At 72.4% G+C, this 18,805-nt stretch carries 14 protein-coding genes and 1 pseudogene; 7 read left to right on the top strand and 8 right to left on the bottom strand.

Annotated features, from left to right (window positions below; genetic code table 11):
- Nucleotides 1-16 precede the first annotated feature (16 nt).
- Nucleotides 17-766 (bottom strand): sugar isomerase domain-containing protein, encoded by a 750-nt coding sequence (locus ACFHW0_RS20665; RefSeq protein WP_416609960.1) that lies wholly within the window; start codon nucleotides 764-766, stop codon nucleotides 17-19.
- A complete protein-coding gene (locus ACFHW0_RS20660) occupies nucleotides 763-1,674 on the bottom strand; it encodes a MurR/RpiR family transcriptional regulator (protein ID WP_416609958.1) in 912 nt (303 codons plus the stop codon). Before ACFHW0_RS20660 ends, ACFHW0_RS20665 begins: the two co-directional genes overlap by 4 nt.
- Nucleotides 1,675-1,731: 57 nt before the next feature.
- Here ACFHW0_RS20660 and ACFHW0_RS20655 point away from each other — a divergent pair, with 57 nt between their 5' ends.
- From ACFHW0_RS20655 to ACFHW0_RS20635, 5 genes are all read left to right on the top strand, one after another.
- Nucleotides 1,732-2,775 (top strand): N-acetylglucosamine kinase, encoded by a 1,044-nt coding sequence (locus tag ACFHW0_RS20655; RefSeq protein WP_416609956.1) that lies wholly within the window; start codon nucleotides 1,732-1,734, stop codon nucleotides 2,773-2,775.
- A gap of 693 nt (nucleotides 2,776-3,468) precedes the next feature.
- Nucleotides 3,469-6,837 (top strand): CARDB domain-containing protein, encoded by a 3,369-nt coding sequence (locus ACFHW0_RS20650; protein ID WP_416609954.1) that lies wholly within the window; start codon nucleotides 3,469-3,471, stop codon nucleotides 6,835-6,837.
- A gap of 142 nt (nucleotides 6,838-6,979) precedes the next feature.
- Nucleotides 6,980-9,826: a tetratricopeptide repeat protein gene (locus ACFHW0_RS20645; protein ID WP_416609952.1), complete on the top strand. Its 2,847-nt coding sequence runs from the start codon at nucleotides 6,980-6,982 to the stop codon at nucleotides 9,824-9,826.
- 210 nt (nucleotides 9,827-10,036) lie between these two features.
- Nucleotides 10,037-10,864, top strand: coding sequence for a peptidoglycan-binding domain-containing protein (locus ACFHW0_RS20640; RefSeq protein WP_416609950.1), 828 nt, complete (start codon nucleotides 10,037-10,039; stop codon nucleotides 10,862-10,864).
- 67 nt (nucleotides 10,865-10,931) lie between these two features.
- Nucleotides 10,932-11,894: a hypothetical protein gene (locus tag ACFHW0_RS20635; protein ID WP_416609948.1), complete on the top strand. Its 963-nt coding sequence runs from the start codon at nucleotides 10,932-10,934 to the stop codon at nucleotides 11,892-11,894.
- A gap of 19 nt (nucleotides 11,895-11,913) precedes the next feature.
- Here ACFHW0_RS20635 and ACFHW0_RS20630 read toward each other — a convergent pair whose 3' ends face one another.
- Nucleotides 11,914-12,114 carry a hypothetical protein gene (locus ACFHW0_RS20630; RefSeq protein WP_416609946.1) on the bottom strand — a complete coding sequence of 67 codons (201 nt, stop codon included), beginning with the start codon at nucleotides 12,112-12,114 and terminating at the stop codon, nucleotides 11,914-11,916.
- A 314-nt stretch (nucleotides 12,115-12,428) separates the two neighbouring features.
- A complete protein-coding gene (locus ACFHW0_RS20625) occupies nucleotides 12,429-13,319 on the bottom strand; it encodes an SGNH/GDSL hydrolase family protein (protein ID WP_416609944.1) in 891 nt (296 codons plus the stop codon).
- Between the two features lie 68 nt (nucleotides 13,320-13,387).
- Here ACFHW0_RS20625 and ACFHW0_RS20620 point away from each other — a divergent pair, with 68 nt between their 5' ends.
- Nucleotides 13,388-13,690, top strand: a complete 303-nt coding sequence (locus ACFHW0_RS20620; protein ID WP_416609942.1) for a hypothetical protein — start codon at nucleotides 13,388-13,390, stop codon at nucleotides 13,688-13,690.
- Between the two features lie 118 nt (nucleotides 13,691-13,808).
- Here ACFHW0_RS20620 and ACFHW0_RS20615 read toward each other — a convergent pair whose 3' ends face one another.
- On the bottom strand, nucleotides 13,809-15,116 hold the full coding sequence (locus tag ACFHW0_RS20615) for an MFS transporter (protein WP_416609940.1): 1,308 nt from the start codon (nucleotides 15,114-15,116) through the stop codon (nucleotides 13,809-13,811).
- Nucleotides 15,117-15,381: 265 nt separating this feature from the next.
- Nucleotides 15,382-16,266, bottom strand: coding sequence for an aminoglycoside phosphotransferase family protein (locus tag ACFHW0_RS20610; RefSeq protein WP_416609938.1), 885 nt, complete (start codon nucleotides 16,264-16,266; stop codon nucleotides 15,382-15,384).
- A 396-nt stretch (nucleotides 16,267-16,662) separates the two neighbouring features.
- On the opposite strand from ACFHW0_RS20610, the pseudogene ACFHW0_RS20605 reads away from it, so the two are divergent.
- Nucleotides 16,663-17,066: pseudogene (locus tag ACFHW0_RS20605) on the top strand (transposase family protein); the annotation flags it as partial.
- Nucleotides 17,067-17,114: 48 nt separating this feature from the next.
- Here ACFHW0_RS20605 and ACFHW0_RS20600 read toward each other — a convergent pair.
- The gene (locus ACFHW0_RS20600; RefSeq protein ID WP_416609936.1) at nucleotides 17,115-17,861 is read right to left on the bottom strand and encodes a hypothetical protein; all 747 of its coding nucleotides are present in this window, start codon (nucleotides 17,859-17,861) and stop codon (nucleotides 17,115-17,117) included.
- A gap of 139 nt (nucleotides 17,862-18,000) precedes the next feature.
- On the bottom strand, nucleotides 18,001-18,720 hold the full coding sequence (locus ACFHW0_RS20595; RefSeq protein WP_416609934.1) for a SanA/YdcF family protein: 720 nt from the start codon (nucleotides 18,718-18,720) through the stop codon (nucleotides 18,001-18,003).
- Between the last annotated feature and the right edge of the window lie 85 nt (nucleotides 18,721-18,805).

Genomic DNA, 18,805 nt, shown 5'->3' with positions numbered 1-18,805 from the left:
ACTGGGCTCGCCTTCTCTAGGCGGCGCGCCGGATGCGCCCGGCGTACCGCGCCTCCAACTCCTGGTTGTGTCGGTCTCCGCCGGGTACGTTCGCCGACAGGTAGACCGGGGGCGTCTCACCGTCGGCGACGAGCCGGGCCACCACCTCGCACACGACCTGCTGGGCCAGCAGCGCCCCGGTGATGGACGAGATCGCGCCGACCGCTCCCCCGCCCTCGATCGGCAGGGCGGCGTCCCCGAAGGGGGCGCCGTTGTCGAGCACCACGTCGGCGAGGTCGGCCAGCCGCAGGCCGCTCGGGTGCCGCGGCGGGACGGCGTTCGTGTGGGCGAGCGAGGTGATCGCGACCAGCCCGTGGCCGTGTTCGCGTACCAGGCGCGCCAGTTCCACCACCACGCCGTTGACCCCCGAGTTCGACGCGATCACGAACACGTCGTCCGGCTTGACGGGAGCCAGCTCGTAGAGGCGGTGGGCGACCGCAGGGTCGCGCTCGAGGAACGGGTCGTCGAGCGACGCCCGCTCCGCCCCGCCGTACAGGACGATGTCGCGCAGCGCGATGCGGTTGGTCGGCACGAGGCCGCCGGCCCGGCCGGCGATCTCCATGGCCAGGGCCTCCGAATGGCCGCTGCCGAACGCCTGCACCACGCCGCCGGCACGCAACCCGGCCGTCAGCAGGTCCGCCGCGCGGCGCACGGCATCCTGCTGGGTGGCGGCCACCTGCGCGATCGCGGCGTTGACCGCGGTGAGGTACTCCTGGGCGCCGATCATCGTTCCTCCGGTCGGTGACGCCGCCGGGGCCGGCGGCTCTCGTCGGGCAGGCGGTGGGCGGCGACCGCGCGGGCGGTCACCTCGAAGGCCGCGGTGGTACGGCGGTACGTGCGCTGCGCGACCGCGACGTAGATCAGGTCGAGCACGAGCAACTGGGAGTGCAGCGCCGACAGCGCGGCGAGCCGGAACGTCGTCTCCTGCACCGCGGTCGTCATCACGACGTCGGCCACCTCGGCCAGCGGCGAGCGCGGGAACGAGGTGACGGCGACGGTCAGCGCGCCGTGGTCGGCCGCCTCGGAGAGCACCTCGATGACCTCGCGGGTGCGGCCGCTGTGCGACAGCCCGATCGCCACGTCGCCCGGCTCCAGCAGTGCGGCGTTGGTGAGCGCGGTGTGCGGGTCGGGGCGATGCCAGCACGGCACCCGGATCCGTTCGAGGCGGAACGCCATCTCGCGGGCCGCGTTGCCGGAACTGCCCAGCCCGAACAGCTCGACCCGGCGCGCCTGGGCCACGGCCGCCGCCACCCGGTCGACGGCGGCGAGGTCGACCTGGCCGGCCGTGTCCTGGATCGCCCGCCCGTCGGCCGACGCGACGACGTCCAGCAGATGGTTGAGCGGGTCGTCGGGGCCGATCTCGCGGTCGATGTCGGTGTCCCAGCGGGCCTGCGCCGCCCGGCCGGTCTCCGTGGCGACGGCGACCCGCAGCTCGGCGTAGCCCCGGTAGCCGAAGGTGCGGCAGAAACGGGTGACCGTGGCCGTCGAGGTGCCGGCCCGCTCGGCGAGGTCGACGATCGTGGACCGCGCGGTCTCCTCGGGGTCGCCGAGGAGCCGCTCACCGACCCGCTGGAGAGCCTCGGGCAGGGTCGGCAGCTCGGTGCGGACACGGCCCAACAACCCGGTCCCGGCCATCGGCATTCCTTTCACTCAACCCTTGTGATGAGCAAAATTATGATTGAACGTTGATGGATGTCAATACTTTGCACATCGACGATTCTCGTTCTCGGCGCCGACTGTGGCGGCTCGGCGACCCGGGCGGTCGTGGCGACGCCCGACGGGCGGGTCGTCGGCCGCGGCCGGGCCGGTGCCGGCAATCCGGCCACCCAGCCGCCGGCCGAAGCAGCTTCCGCCCTGGTCGCGGCGGCACGGGAGGCCCTCGCCGGACACGACCCGGCGCGGGTGGCGGGCGCCGTGGTGGGACTGGCCGGGCGGTCGGCCCTGGACCGGCCGGCGGTGGCGGCGATCTACCTGGACGCCTGGCGGGCCACCGGGCTGCCGTGTCCCCTTCGGACGGTGGGCGACGCGGTGGTGGCGTTCGCGGCCGGAACACCGGCGCCGTCGGGCACGGTGCTGATCGCCGGGACCGGGGCCGTCGCGGTGCAGATCGTCGAGCGGTCGGTGGGCCGCACCGTCGACGGGTTGGGCTGGCTGCTGGGCGACGAGGGCGGCGGCTTCTGGCTCGGCCTCGAAGCGGCGCGGCTGACCGCCCGGACGCTGGCCGGCGGCCGCCGCGCGGACGGCCCACTGGTCGACGCCGTGTCCGACGCCGTGTCCCGCGCCGCCACCCCGCCCGTCCACACCGGTCCCGCACCTACCAGCCCCGGGCAGCTCGTCGAGCCACCCGCCGGATCGACGGGTGCGGCACCTCCCGTGGCGGCCGACGGTTTCGTCACCGCGTTCTACGCCTTACCCCGCGATCGGGTGGCGGGGCTGGCCCCGCTCGTGTTCGACGCCGCCCGCGTCGGCGACCGGGACGCGCACCGCCTGATCGAGGCAGCCGCCGACCGGCTCGCCGCCACCGTGCGTGCCGTTCCTGCCGCTCGCGGACCGCTCGTCCTGGCCGGCGGCCTGCTCACCGGCCCGCCGGAGCTTCGCACCGCGTTGTCGGCCCGGCTCGGACGCCGCCCGGTGACGGTCGCCGGAGACCCCGCCACCGCAGCGGCCTGGCTCGCCGCCCGCGAGCTCCTGCCCACCGGCACCGAACACGGCGCATTCGTCACCCCGCCCGCGTGATGGCGGGCCCGGCGACCGGGCAGCCGGCACCGTCGGACGACATGGCGCTCCTCGTCGACCCACAGCCGTGCGGTGACCCGGACCGCTCCCCGCAGGCCGGCTCCGAGTCCTGATCGGCGGCCTGGACCGGCTCCTCGCGCGGACCGGCACCGAATCCGCCGCGCTCCCGCCGACCTGGTGATCGAGATCAGGTTCCGTGCCGCACCGGAGCCCGCCGAGGCGGAGTCGGCGCACCGGGCCTGCCCCCGCCTCACCGCCGGGGCGCCGGCGGCTCGGCGGAGGAGTTCGCCGCCCGCGCCGCACGCACCGGCGTGCGCCGCGCCCGCCCACGTCGGAACCGTCCGGCCGCTGCCGGCACCGCCCGCGCCGTGATCCGGCGGTGGCCGGGCCCCGGGCGGGCACCGGGTGACCGGTCGTCCTGGCGAGGCCGCCCCCTGGGGGCGTAGGCCCTCGCCCGCTCCAGGTGATGCCGGCCGCGGCGTGCCCTCGGGGCCGGGAGCCCCTCCGCGCGTACCAGACCGTTGACGAACCGGCGACCCATCTGAAACATTGACGGGCATCAGGCGAAAGAAGTTGGCACGTCATCGCAAGAAGACGATTACCGCTTTGGAAATTTCCGACAACGGCGCCCGCTTCCGGCCGCCGCAGTCCGCGCCGCACGATCCACCACCGATCTCACAGAACAGGGACGCCATGAAACGAAGGAAGCTCGGCCGACGGGGGCTCAGCGGCCTCCTCGCGGCCGGCCTGATCGGCCTGACGGCCGTCTCGCCCACCCCGGCGCTCGCGGCCGGAGGCCCCAACCTGTCGACCGGCAAGGCGGTCTCGGCCAGCGGATCCCACGGCGGCTACGTCGCGGCCAACGTCAACGACGGCAACCAGCAGACGTACTGGGAGAGCCCGTCGAACGCCTTCCCGCAGTGGGTGCAGATCGACCTCGGCAGCAGCGTCACCGTCGACCAGGTGAAGCTGAAGCTGCCCCCCTCGACGGACTGGGGCACCCGTACCCAGACCATCGCCGTGCAGGGCAGCACCAACGGGAGCACCTTCGGCACACTCTCCGGGGCGGCCGGACGGGTGTTCAACCCGGCGACGGCCAACACCGTCACCATCGACTTCGCCGCCACGGCCGTCCGCCACGTACGGCTGACCATCACCGGCAACACCGGCTGGCCCGCCGCCCAGATCGCCGAGTTCGAGGTCTACGGCGTGGGCGTTCCGGGCGGTGGCGACCCCGGCGACCCCGGCGGCGCGAACCTGGCCGGCGGCAAACCGATCGAGGCGTCCTCGTCGGTCTTCACCTTCGTCGCTGCCAACGCCAACGACAGCAGCCCCAGCTCCTACTGGGAGTCGGCCGGGTTTCCGTCGACCCTGACGGTGAAGCTCGGCGCCGACGCCGACGTCACGGCGGTCGTGGTCAAGCTCAATCCGGACCCGGTCTGGGGAGCCCGCACGCAGAACATCGAGGTCCTTGGCCGCGCGCAGACGGCCACCGGCTTCACCTCACTGAAGGCCCCGGCGAGCTACGCCTTCGACCCGGCGGGCAACCAGAACTCCGTGACGATTCCGGTCCCGAGCCGGGTCGCGGACGTACAGCTGAGGTTCCTCGGCAACACCGGCGCGCCCGGCGGGCAGGTCGCCGACCTCCAGGTGCGGGGATCCTGGGCCCCGAACCCGGACCTCGTCGTGACGACGACGAGCTGGAGCCCCGCGACGCCGAGCGAAGCCACCCCGATCACCCTGTCGGCCACGGTCAGGAACACGGGGACCGCGGCGGCCGGCGCGACCAGGGTGGACTTCAAGCTCGGCGGCGCCCTGGTGGGTGGCGCCTCCGTCGCCGCGCTCACCGCCGGCGCCTCGACCACCGTCTCGGCGAACATCGGCACCCAGTCGATGGGCAGCCACACCGTCTCCGCGGTGGTGGACCCCGCCAACACGGTCGCCGAGCAGAACAACGACAACAACAGCTTCACCTCGACGACGCCACTGGTCGTCACCCAGGCTCCCGGCCCCGACCTCCAGGTCGTCGGCGTCACCCCCAACCCGTCCAACCCGGCCGTCGGAGCGGCGGTCACGTTCACCGTCGCGGTCAGGAACCGCGGCATCACCGGCGCCCCCGCCGCCTCCGTGACCCGACTGGCGGTGGGCGGCACCACGCTGAGCGCCAGCACCGCCGCGGTGGCCGCCGGCGCGACGGTCAACGTGGCCGTCGGCGGGAGCTGGACCGCCACCGCCGGCGGAGCGACCATCACCGCCACCGCCGACGCCACCAACGTCGTCGCCGAGACCAACGAGACCAACAACTCGTTCTCCCAGGCCATCGTGGTCGGCCGTGGCGCGGCCACGCCGTGGGTCGAGTACGAGGCCGAGGCCGCCCGCTACCAGGGCACCCTGCTGGAGGCCGACCCCCTGCGCACGTTCGGGCACACCAACTTCGCCACCGAGTCCTCCGGGCGCAGGTCGGTGCGGTTGAACAGCACCGGGCAGTTCGTCGAGTTCACCTCGACCAACCCGTCGAACTCCATCGTGGTGCGCAACTCCATTCCCGACGCGCCGGGCGGCGGCGGCATCAACGCCAGCATCAGCCTCTACATCAACGACACCTTCGCCCAGAAGCTGACGCTCTCGTCGCGGAACAGCTGGCTGTACGGCACCACCGACGACACCGAGTCGCTGTCCAACACGCCGCAGGCCGACGCCCGACGGCTGTTCGACGAGTCGCACGCCCTGCTGTCGCGGTCCTGGCCGGCCGGGACCAGGTTCAAGTTGCAGCGGGACGCGACCGACACCGCGTCGTTCTACATCATCGACCTGATCGACCTGGAGCAGGTGGCGCCCCCGGCCACCAAGCCGGCCGAGTGCACCTCGATCACGGCTTACGGCGCGATCCCGGACGACGGGCTCGACGACACCGCGGCCATCCAGCGCGCGGTGACCGACGACCAGAACGGTGTGATCAGCTGCGTCTGGATCCCCGCCGGGCAGTGGCGGCAGGAACAGAAGATCCTCTCGCCGGACCCGAACCGCGGGCAGTACAACCAGCGGGGGATCCGGAACGTCACGGTCCGTGGAGCGGGCATGTGGCACTCACAGCTCTACACCCAGACCGAGCCGCAGAACGTGGTGGGCAACATCAACCACCCGCACGAGGGCAACGTCGGCTTCGACATCGACGACAACACCAGGATCTCCGACATCGCCATCTTCGGCATGACGACCAACCGCGCGCACCGGGGACACGGGCTGAACGGGCGGTTCGGCAGGAACACGAAGATCAGCAACGTGTGGATCGAGCACGTCAACGTCGGCGCCTGGGTCGGACGGGACTACTCCGACACGCCCGCCTACTGGAACCCCGGCGACGGGCTGGAGTTCACCGGCATGCGGATCCGCGACACGTACGCCGACGGCATCAACTTCTCCAACGGCACGCGAAACTCGCGGGTGTTCAACTCGTCGTTCCGTACCACCGGCGACGATTCCCTGGCGGTCTGGGCCAACCCGCGGGTGAAGGACGCCAGCGTGGACGTCGCACACGACAACCGCTTCCTGAACAACACCATCCAGCTGCCCTGGCGGGCGAACGGCATCGCGATCTACGGCGGCCACGGCAACACGATCGAGAACAACCTGATCTACGACACGATGAACTACCCCGGCATCATGCTGGCGACCGACCACAGTCCGCTGCCCTTCTCCGGCACCACGCTGATCGCCAACAACGCCCTCTTCCGGTGCGGTGGCGTCTTCTGGAACGAGGACCAGGAGTTCGGGGCGATCACGTTGTTCCCGGCGACGACGGACATCACCGGCGTCACCATCCGTGACACGGACATCCACGACTCGACCTACGACGGCATCCAGTTCAAGAACGGCGGAGGCAACATGCCGAACGTCGCGATCACCAACGTGAAGATCGACAGGTCGAACAACGGCGCCGGCATCCTGGCCATGAGCGGCGCTCGCGGCAACGCCGTCCTGACCAACGTCACCATCACCAACTCGGCCGACGGCAACATCGTGAAGGAACCCGGCTCCACCTTCTCCATCACCGGCGGCTGACACCCGCCCGACGACGGTGACGCGAGGTGCCTCCGGCCGCGGCCGGAGGCACCTCGCGTCGAGGCGACCGCGCGGGCGCGGCGCCCGCACGAGCGCCTCTACGATCGGGGAGAACGAATCCATGATCGTGGAGGTTCGCAGGATGACGGTCGGGTTCGGTCTGCTGGGACCCGTGAACCTGTGTGTCGACGGCCGCCGCGTCGCGCTGCCGACCGGCCGGCCGCAGCTCCTGCTGGCCGCGCTGCTCATGGGTCGCGGGCGGCGGGTGTCCGCCGACCGGCTCAGGGGCAGTCTCTGGGCGGAGCCACCACCGTCGGCACAGGTCAACATGAGGGCCTACGTGGCCCGGTTGCGGGTCGCCCTGGGCCCCTACCGTGACCGGCTGACCTGGGTGCACTCCGGCTATGCGCTGAGGGTCGAGCCGGGCGAGCTGGACCTCGACCGCTTCGAGACCGACGTACGCGACGCTCTCGACGCGAGCCGCGCGGGACGCCCGGAGCAGGCCGCGGACCTGCTCGCCACCGGGATGCGCCGGTGGTACGGCGAGGCGGCCGAGGGTCTGCCCCGCTACGGCGCGCTGGGCCACGGCCTCGACGCGCTCGACGAGAGCCGCGCGGTGGCGGTCGAGCAGTACGCCGACGCGTGCGTCGAGGCCGGCCGGACCGATGCCGCGGTCGGCGCGCTGCGACCGCTGCTCGCCGACCAGCCGGGGCGCGAGTCCGCCTGGGAAGGGCTGGTCCAGGCTCTGGTCCGCTCGGGCGACCGGGCCGCGGCCATGGCGGCCCTGGCCGCGGCGAACGCCGCGCTGCTCGCCACGTTCGGCCGGGGCGCCGGATGGGTCCTCCAGGACATCGAGCGCAAGCTGCTCCATGAGACGTCTGGCCCCATACCCCGCCCGATGCCGGCGCCCGGTGCGGCGTCGCCGGACGGGCCGCCGTCCACCCTTCCGCCGCCGGTGGCCCTCGTCGGCCGGCAGCGCCTGCTGGCCCGGATCGAGGCCGAGCTCGGCGCCGCCAGGATGCTGGTGCTGCACGGCCCCGCCGGGGTGGGCAAGTCGGCGTTGGCCGGCAACCTCGCCGCCCGGCTCGCCCCGTCGTGCCCGGGCGGACAGCTCTACCTCGACCTGTGCGGCAGCAGCCCCGGCCTGACCCCGATGACGGTCGAGGAGGCGATCGGCAGCCTCCTTCGCGCGCTCGGTGGGGACCGGTCGGGCGGTACCCCCGGCGCGGAGGCGGCCGAGCTGGGGGTGCGGGTCGGCGGCCGGCGGGTGCTTGTCGTTCTGGACAACGTGGTCGACGCCGGCCAGGTACGACGGCTGTTGTCGGTGCTCGGCAGCGCCACGGTGATCGTGACGAGCCGGACCACGCTGCCCACGCTGGACGTGGCCCACCTCGCAGTCGACGAACTCGACGCCGAAGAGTCGATCATGCTGCTCGCCCGGCACGCGGGCACGGACCGGTTCACCAGTTCGCCCCGCGAGGCCGAGGAGCTGGCCGCGATGTGCGGGCACCTCCCACTCGCGCTGCGGATCGTGGGTGCCCGACTGGCCAGTCGTCCGGAGTGGACGCTTGCCGACATGGTCGTCCGGCTCTCCGACGAGCAGTACCGGCTGGACGAGCTGAGCTGCGACGACCTGGCCGTGCGGGCGAGCCTGGCGGTGACGTGCGACGTTCTCGCCGAGCGGGCGGGCGGACCGGAAGCGTTGGACCTGTTCGACCGCTGGGGAATGATCTGCACCCCGACGCTCGACCTCGATCTGGCCCGGGTGCTGACGGGGGCCACCGCGCGCGAGGTGCGCACCGCGCTGGACCGCGTCGCGGACGCGGGGCTCATCGACCCGTACGGAACGGGCCGCTACCGCCTGCACGACCTGGTGCGGATCTACGCCGTCGAACGCGGCCGTCGTGACGCGGCGGCCCGGGCGGCTGCGATACACGCGGCACGCTGCTACTTCCTCGACACCGCGCGGCGCGCCCGGGACCAGGTCCGGCCCGATCCCCATCGGCTGCCCGACGTGTTCGTCGAGGCCGTACCCACCGTCACCTTCACCGACCAGCGGGAGGCCCTGGGGTGGCTCGAGGCGGAACGCGACAATCTCCTCGCCGTGGCACGCGTGGCGGCGCGGGACGGCACGCCCGAGGGCGACCTGTTCGCGGTCGGGATGTGCACGGCGCTCTATCCCTTCCTGCCGATGCGGGGCCACTACCGGGAGCTGCGTGAGCTGGCCGAGAACGCGCTGCCCTGCGCCCGGCGGCGGGGCAGCCGTCCGGACGAGGCCACCGCGCTGACCTACGTCGCGGTCGCCCGGTCCCGGCTCGGCGAGACCGAACAGGCGGTCGACGGCCTCCGAGGGGCACTCGCGCTCCAGACGACCGAAGGGGACAGCCACGCGGTCGCGGTGACCCACGACCATCTCGGAGTCGTGCTGGCCGCCGCCGGCCGCCTCGACGAATCCCGCATGAGCTTCCTACGGGCGCTCGAGATGCACCGCCAGCGCGACGACCGGCAGCGGGTGGGCCTCACCCTGAACAATCTGGCCGACGTGCTGCTGCAACTCGGCCGGACCGAGGCGGCGCTCGTCAACCTGCGGGAGAGCCTGCGGTTGCGACGTGAACTCGGCGACGAGCTGGGCCTCGGCATCACCATGTTGACCATCGGCCAGGTCTACGCCCGCAGCGGCCAGCCCCGGCATGCGTACGGATGGCTCGGCAAGGCCCTGACCGCCGCGCGTGCCACCGGCAACCGCGAGGCGGAGTGGCGGGTCCTCATGGTGCGGGCGCAGGTCCACCGCGACACGGGGCAGCGGCTGGCGGCCCGCGACGACCTGCACCTGGCGCTGGCTCTCTCCGAGCGGATCGGCGATCCGAACGGCACCCGCGAGGTGCGTCGCGCCCTGGCCGAACTCGACTCTCCGGCCGGGACGGGCGGAAGGTCAGTCGACGGTGAACGCTGCCGGGCGGCGGGTGGATCAACCGGTGACGGCCGCTAACGGGGCTCGTACATTCCGAGTACATCATCGATGACCGTCTTGACGAGCCGGTTCGTTGACTCGATAGTCAGGCAACCGTCCCTTGCGTCCGTGGCAGGGGATCCGGTCGGCGGGCCCTCCGACGCGTACGTCCACACCGGCTCGACGGATTCACCGCCGGCGTCCCGCGCCGCTGACCGACCACTGCGTGACGGCCAGACAGGAGCTCAAGTGATCACGAGAAGAAGCCTGCTCGTTGCCGCGGGCGCGGCGGTGGCCACCGCCGGGCCGTTGGCCCGCCCGGTCGCCGCCGCGTTGCCCCAGATCGACATGGAGGCGCTCATCAAGGCCGCCCAGATCGATCCCCGCCGGGCGGACACCGCCATCACGGCGGGCGCCAAGGACAGCGTTCTGCTGATGGAGCGGGCCCTACAGGCCAGAGGGCTGCTGTCGGCCACCTACGTCGACGGGCACTTCGGCACCAGCACGGTCGCCGCGTACGCGGCGTACCAACGGTCCCTCGGCTACACCGGCCTCGACGCGACCGGGCTGCCCGGGCCGTCGTCGCTACGGCTGCTCGGCGAGGGCCGGTACACCGTCGTCCGCGCCATCTCGCCCGGCAGCGTCGTGACCCTGCGCGGCTTCCAGGTCAACACCCGGACCAGGGCGATGCTGCTCGAGGCCGAACGTCTCCTCGGTCGCCAGCTCAGCATCACGCAGGGGTCCTACAACACCGGTGTGGGCGCGTCGGCGGGCACCCACGACGGCGGCGGCGCCCTCGACCTGTCGGTCAGCGGTCTCTCCTCGGCCACCCGGACCGACGTGCTGCGCCGGCTCCGCACGGTGGGCTTCGCCGCGTGGCTGCGTACCCCGAGCCAGGGGGACTGGGGCTACCACATCCACGCCATCGCGCTCGCCGACACCGACCAGTCGACAGGCGCGCAGAACCAGGCCGGCGACTACTACCTCGGCCGCAACGGGCTGGCGAACCGCGGCCCCGACGACGGTCCCGCGGTCAGCCCCAAGCGCACCTGGGAGGAATACCAGCGGACCCTCTGACGACGACGGACCCCCGCGTCACCACGACCCGCATCGATGCCGATCACCAGCACGACCAGGAGGAAAGTTGTCCATCCGTAACAGCCGCCTCACCCGTGGCGCCGTCGCCGTACTCACCACGGTCCTGACGACCGCGGCGGTCGGCCTCACCGGCGCCACCGCCGCCCACGCCGCCGTGAACACCTCCCCCAACCATGTGGTGGTCTACAACAACAACATCGAGAACTGGCTGCCCGCCTCCTGTGCCGACGGGTTCATCTGGGACCGGCTGATCACCTACCTCAAGGGCCGCCCGCTGAGCCCGGACATCTTCACCGTGCAGCAGGTCTCGAACCAGACGCAGCTCAACGCCCTGACCCAGCGCCTCTCCGACGAACTGCCCGGGACCTACGCCGGACAGCTCGCGATCGCGAGTCCCGGCTCGATGGGCTACACCAGCACCTGCGGCAAGATGAAGAACCAGCAGACCAACGCGGTCATCTACCGCTCCGACCGGTTCACCTACGAGGCCGCCACCCGCTGGCGCTCCGACGCCCCCGAAGACTACGACGCGGGCACCGGCGGATGCCAGAATCTCGAACCCACGCGCAGCAGCCAGGACCGGGTCCACAACATCGCCGTCCGGCTGCACGACAACATCGCCAACCAGGACGTCTCGGTGGCCTCGATCCACTGGCCCACCAACACCTGGCACGGCCCGAAGTGCGCGGACGAGAACATCAAGGAGGCCGACGAGGCGATGAGCCGCCTCGGCGGCGACCTCAAGATCGTCGGGGGTGACGCCAACACCGAACCCGACACCGAAGGCTGGTGGAACGACGGCAAGGCCCTCGGGTACCGCGACCCGATCGCCGAGAAGTGCGGCAGCCGCAACTGCTCCGCGGCGTACGACACCCTCAACAGCCGGCGCATCGACTTCCTGCTGGTCAAGAGCGGCAACGGCTTCAGCAACGTCGCCACCATCACCCCCACGATGACCGGCGGTGAATACTCCGACCACCTCGCCCTCACCGCCTACGTCAACTACTGACGACCAGCGACCGGTGGGATCAACCGGGTGAGCCGAAGGCGGGGTCGGTACCGGTTCCCGCGCCGCGGTGCCGGCCCCGACCAGGAACGCGACGGCCACTGCCCGGCAGCGCCGCCGCCGGTGGAATCCAGCCGACGGTACGGACGTTGCCGGGCAGCGCCACCCGCGTCAGCCGCTGCTCCGGCCGGACCAGGACGGGTTCGGCGTCCACGAGATCCACCGCGTCCAGCCCTTCGGATAGAACTTGAGCTGCCTGGGGCGCCCGGCCCTGCTCGCACCGGCGCCCGAGCCCGACGGCCTGCTGTCGGAGCGGACGAGTCGGTCGGCGAGTCCGGTCCTCGCCGCGGCGGGGTCGGGGCTGCGGTCCTCCCCCGGTCCGAGGACCAGGCGCAGCTCACCGACCATCCCGCCGCGAACGCTTGCGACCCGGGCCATGCGGTCCGCACCGGCGCGGAGCCCGGGCCCGGCCCTCGTGGCCGCCGGCCCGGACCCTCACGCCCGGATGAGCCGGTCCCCGTCGGTGGGAATCGTCAGTCAGCTGTTCAGGTTGGCCAGCAGCGCGTTGGCCATGCCCTGCTCACCCCTGGCGTTGGGGTGGAACGGGGCGGCGGCGTTCTGCGGGATCAGCCCTTCGACCCACCGGGTGCCGCTGCTCTTGCACGTGTCGTGGCCGACGGACGGCCGGTAGACGTCGGCGTAGCTGGCGCTGTTCGCGGCCGCAGTGTTGGCGAGCATCGTGTTCAGGGACTTCTGGACGCCGCGCAGGTACGGCACGTCCTGGTAGGCGATCGGGACCACGGGCCAGCAGCCGTAGCCGCTGTCCGGCAGGATCGCCGGGTACCCGAGCACCACGACCCGGGCGCCCGGGGCGGCCCGGCGTACCGCCTGCAACACGGCGGTCACCTTCGGCGCGGTGGCGGCGATCCTGGCCTGCAACTGGTCGACGCCTCCGGCGGTGTACCTGTTCTTGCAGGGCGAGCCGAGCGGGCTGCTCAGGCTCGCCTCCGCGCAGTCGCTGATGATGCCGGAGAAGCCGATGTCGTTGCCGCCGATCTGCACCGTGACCAGTGTCGTGTCCGGGGTGATCGCGCTGAGCTGCGGCGGCAACGAGATGCCCAGTGCGCCGCTGCCGCCGACGAGGATGTCCTCGGTGGTGGCCCCGGAACAGCTCACGTCCGCGAACGCCGACGAGCCGGCGGCGGCGGCAACCAGCGACGGATAGTTACGGTTGGAGCGCAGGCAGTTCAGGTCGACCTGGGTGGGGATCAGCGGACCGGAGGTGTACGAGTCGCCCAGCGCGACGTAACGCCCGGTGGGTACGGCGGCGTTGGCCGGTGCGGCGAAGGCGAGCAGCACACCGGCGGTGGCCGCGGCGAACGCGGCCAGCCGGCCGGCCCGCAGGAACGACAGGCGGGGACGGATCATGGCATCTCCAGAGGGGATCATGGTGGGTGCCGTGATTCTGTCCGCGCCGTCGTCGAACGTCAATATCGATGGCCATTGCTACAGCCTGCTTTCGACGCCGGAACCGGTGCGCGGCGGGCGGCATCGAGCCCGACGAGTACTGGGGCGTCGCGGTGCCCTGCAACCTCGAGCTGCTGCACCTCATCGCACGACAGAACTACGTCGGGGTCAGCCTGCCCGACCGGACGACGATCGCCGGCTGGAAGAGCAGTCACCTGGCCCTCTGGGACCGGACGATCGACGGCGTGGAGCCCGGTCCGGAATACCGGCGGCAGCGGCGCGCGACCCTCGTGCGCACATTCGACCAGCTCGCCGAGTTGGCGAAGGAATAGGCAACGGGCGGCCGGCAGGCTCATGCCGGGGCCGCGACGCGCGTCACGACGGGCCCGGGTCCGGCCGGCGACGCGGCACGGGCTGCCGCCGTCACCGACGGGGCATCGGCGGCCGGATTCAGCGGGCTGGGCGGGTCCCTGCCAGGACGCACACGAGCGTCACCAGGGCTACGGCCTGCGTGACGACCACCACGACCACCAGACCCGCCAGCGAGAACTCGTACAGGAGACCGGCCGCGGCACCGCCGATCAGCGCCCCCGCGCCTTGCACGGCGGCGAAGGCCCCGTACGCGGTGGCCCGACGCTCCCCCGGCACGAGATCGGCGACCAGCGCCTTGACGGTGGAGTCCTGCACCCCAACGGCGGCACCCCACACCAGCGCCCCCGTCACCGCCAGCGGCAGACCACCGCCGAACACCAGGGCGGGAACGGCGGCGACCAGCGCCGGCAACGCGATCAGCACCCACGGCCCGGCCCGGTCGTACAGCAGGCCCGTCAGCAGGGCGGCGAGCGCGCCCGCGGCCATCGCGGCCGCGTACATCAACGGCACCGCTGCGGCCGCGACCACGCCCGCGCGGACGAGGTGGAATCCGATCAACCCGAACGTCACCAGACCCGCCGTGCACAGCGCCATCGCCGCCGCGAACAGATGGAACCGGGCGGGCAGCGGCTTCCGGCCCGCCACCGACGGGGTACCTGCCGCGGTGGCCCCGCCGGCCGCCGGTGAAGCGGCCGCGCGCGCCCGGATGGTGAGCAGCAGCAGCATCGCGAGCACGCCGGGCAAGGCCAGGACGGCCAGGCCCGGCCACAGCGACCCCGCGGCCATCGCGACGACCGCGGCGACGAGCAGCGGGCCCGCGAAAGCGCCGACCTGGTCCAGCGCCTTGTGGACACCCAACCCCCGCCCCAGGCCGACGCGGCTCGCGGCGTCGGCCAGCAGCGCCGACTTCGCCGGGCTACGGATCGCCTTGCCCAGTCGCTCGGCGAGGATCAACGCGGCGGCGACGGCGAGACCGGCGCCGCCCAACAGCGGGGTGACGGCGAGCAGCGGCACGCACACCGCGGTCAGCCCGTACCCGAGAATCGTCAACGACCAGTACCGGCGGGTCCGGTCCGCCAGTGGTCCGGACACCAGCCGCAGCACCAGCGCCGCCGCCTCACCGGCGCCGGTGACCAGCCCGACGACGACCGCCGACGCGCCCAGCGAGGCCAGCAGCGGCCCATAGATCGAGCGGGCACCCTCGTACACCATGTCCGCGGCCAGGCTCACCACACCGAACCCGACGACGACCCGCCACGCCGACCCGCCACCCCCGGCCGCACCTAGCCCGCGCGACGGCAGGGAGTCGACCGTCGACGTCCTACCCCCGGCCGGCTCTCCTCCCACCTCGGCGACGTCATCCACACGATCCACTCCCGGAGGCATGCTGGGCATTATCCGTAGTCCTCCACCGCCCGGCCGACGAGGCCGTCCGCCCCCCGGCCGCGTCGGAGTCCGTCGCGGCACGAGACAGGTCGGGCCGGGCGTCGGCGGCCCGCCGGCGCCGCCGATCCATTGGTCGGAACCCCTACCGGAGACCTCGCCGTCCGGCGACCACCGACACGGCGAGGGCTGGCGGTGGTACCCCACAGGACCTTCCCGCATCCGCCGTCCGGGGCGTCGCCCGAAGGTGACAGGGCGGCACCGCAGGTCAGTCGTGGCGGTGACGCACGAGGTAGTCGATGTGGCGGATCGTGTCCTCGCGGTCATCCTCGCTGATCGAGTCCCACAGGTCCGCCAACCAGTAGAGCGAGCCCGACAGCATCCAGGCCCACCCGCGCACCCAGGTCGCCTCGTCGAACCCGAGCGCCTCCCGGTAGGCGGCCCGCGCGCGGGCATCGAACAGGTTCCAGCCCGGCCGCACCTCCACCGCCGGATCGCCGCGGCCGAGACCGCCGAAGTCGATCACTCCGGTGAGCCTGCCCCGGTCGACCAGCAGGTTGCCTTCCAGGAGATCACCGTGCAGCCACACCGGCGGTCCGGGCCACTCGTCCACCGTCATCGCCTCGTCCCACGCCGCGCTCACCGCCCGCCCGTCGATCCGGTCACCCAGCGCCGCGATCGACCGGCGGGTCAGCTCGTCGCGCTGCGCCAGAGGTGCGCCGCGCTGAATCCCCTCCTTGACCGGCCCGCCCATCGGGTCGATCGCGATCATCGTGCGTACGAAGCCGGCGAGGTCGACAGCGAGGTCGACGAGGTCCTGCCCGGCTACCGGATTGCGCCCGTCCAACCATGGGACGACCGTCCACGGCCACGGATAGTCCCCGCCCGGCCGGCCGACCGCGATCGGCACCGGCACCGGCACCGGCAGATGCGGTGCCAGCCGCGGCAGCCAGGTCGCGTCGGTCGCCACCTGGTCGACCGCCCACTGCGCCCGCGGCAGCCGCGCCGTCAGGGAATCACCCAACCGGAACAGCGCGTTGTCGGTGCCGGTCAACGGCTGCGGAACGATCGGCAGGCCCGACCATTCGGGGAACTGCTCGTCGATCAGGGCGCGTACCTGCTCGCCAGTGACGACGATTTCTCCAGGGCGCATCGGCGCGACCGTAGAACCCGCTGGATGATGCTGTCAATCGAATTCCGTCCACGCCGAACCGTGCGCCGGATCGCCCGGTCTTACCGCGGCCTCGGCCTCGGGGCGGCCAATCCGCCGGGTTCGCCGGTCGGTGTGCGACCGACCGGCGGACACCTCGGCTGCCTCGCGTCGTACCGATCGACACGCTCGGATCGCTGAGATCAGCTCACCGCCTGAGCGATGTCTCGTGACGCGGTAACGGTCCAGCGCAAACCGCGACGATCATCAATCGGTGCAGGTGTCGGACGCGCAGCGGGCGACCAGGCGCACGCGTGTCGGCGGTCGCCCGAGCCTCCAGGCAACGCGGCCTCAAGCCGGTTCTCCGGCTGCCTGGCGGTTCAGGATGGTCCGAGCCGGCGCAACTACCGACACTCGACCAACCGGCAAGTCTCGATCGACGCGAACAGCCGCCTGGTCATCCCCTGGGGTGACCCGCGACCCGGCAAGCGCAACGACACGATCGTGTATCGCAGCAGCGGCATCGGCACCACCCCCGCCGGACGCACCGTGATGGCCGACGGCGGCTATCGCGGCAACCGCGAGGTGATCATGCCGTACCGCAAACCCCGTGACGGCGGCGAACTACCCGAGTGGAAACAGGACTACAACACCGTCCACCGCAAGGTCCGCGCCCGTGTCGAACACGCCCTCGCCCGGCTCAAGACCTGCAAGATCCTGCGCGATCACGTCGGGCCGCCCAAACCCTAGCCACCACCGCAGCCGGCATCGCCCACCTGCACAACATCGCCCTGGCCGACTGACCGGCAACCCTTCAGCAGCAACACCTGCACCGCACTACGAGACATCCTTTAGTACTTCATCACGCAATAGACCACGGTGGGATTCGTGAACCGGTACCAGCGGTTCCATCTCTGGTCCCGCGTACAGCTGTTTCCGTTGGTGGCGCCGGGCACGATGTCGATGATGTGGACGGTGCCCTTCGCCTTGCACTTCGGCGCCCCGACGATCCAGCCGTTGCCCGTCGGGAACCTGTAGCAGTGCAGACGCACCAGGTGGCGCTCCAGGCAGAGCCGATAGCCACGTTCGGTCAGGTACGCCGAACCGGGATCGGCGCACCGCCCCTGGGAATGGTCCACCGAGACGACCCGGTAGGTGCCGCTGCTGCCGTTGCAGTTGCCGATGCCCTGGAACCTGCCCGCCACGCTGACGACGATGCACTGTCCGATCCTCGCCGGCGGCGGGGGCGGAGCCGCCTGCGTCGTGGGGCGGATGGGCGGCGGCGAGTACGTCGGCTCGCGCGGAAGCTCCCTCGTCGTCCTGATCGGCTCGGGCAGGGGTCTCGCCGCGGGCTGGCCCTTCTGCTCGCCGTTGGCCCTGATCAGGGCCACTCCGCCCAGTACGGCCCCGCAGAGGCCGATCAGGCAGAGCGCCAGCACCGCGGCGACCACACCGATGATCAGAGGCGTGTTGTGCTTCGGCGGCGGCGACAGCGGTGGCGGTGGTGGCAGTGGCGGCGACAGCGGTGGTGGGGCCCCGGGCGCTGGTGGCGTGGAGGTCGGCTGGCCGGGCTCGCTCGGCGGCGGAGGCGACGTCACCCGCAGAGTGTCACACAGCCTCGCCCGGGCGCCCGCCCCTCCGTCCTGTGTGGTGCGCCGCCGTGGCCGTGGCATTCCAGTCGATGCAGCCGGCGCCGGACCCGTGCCGTGGCGGCGCGTGCGCCCCCGGCCGCGGGTCTCACCCGTCGCGTAGCGCGTCCTGCACCCCGGTCTCGCGGCGGCCGAGGTGCGCCGGATCGCGGCCGGAGAGGAGGTCCAGGGTGGCCTTCACGCAGGCGCCGTACTCACGGGTGGAGCTGATCCGCCACGTCCTGTCGTACCGGCGGGCGGTCTCGTCGCCGACCCCGTTGGCGTCGACGCCGAGCCGCCGGCACACCGTCACGGCGCGGGGCAGGTGGAAGGACTGGGTCACCACCGTCGCCCGCTCCACCCCGAAGACCCGCTTCGCGCGGGCGCACGAGTCGTACGTGTCGAAGCCGGCCGGGTCCAGCACGACCCTGGTCGCCGGCACGCCGTTGTCGACCAGCCAGCGCCGCATCGCGCCCGGCTCGTCGTAGTCGGGGTTCATGTTGTCGCCCGAGAGCAGGATGGCGCGCACCTTGCCCGTGGCGAGCAGCCGCCGGGCGATCTCCAGGCGACCGGTGAGGAACGGCGACGGGGTCCCGTCGGGGTGGACCTTGGTGCCCAGCACCAGGGCGACCGGCGCCTCCGGGACGTCCTGCTCGGCGAAGATGTGCCCGTCCGCCCCGCCGTGGATCCAGTGCACGCTGGCCAGGGTGCCGCCGGTCAGGAGCACCGCGCCGACGACGGCCGCGACGACGGCGCGACGCAGCCAGCGCGTACGCCGGCGAGCGGCCGGGCGCGGCCTTCGGATCAGCTTGGGGAGTCGGGGCCGCATCGGGCGAGTATCCCAGGGCCGCCCGACGACCGGTCCCGCCCCCGGCCGTGCGCGGTCGCCGGCGGCGCGGAGCGACTGACCGGTC

This window comes from Micromonospora sp. LOL_025 (genome assembly GCF_048060285.1).
Lineage (GTDB): Bacteria > Actinomycetota > Actinomycetes > Mycobacteriales > Micromonosporaceae > Micromonospora.
This window is presented reverse-complemented; position numbering and strand designations above follow the sequence as displayed.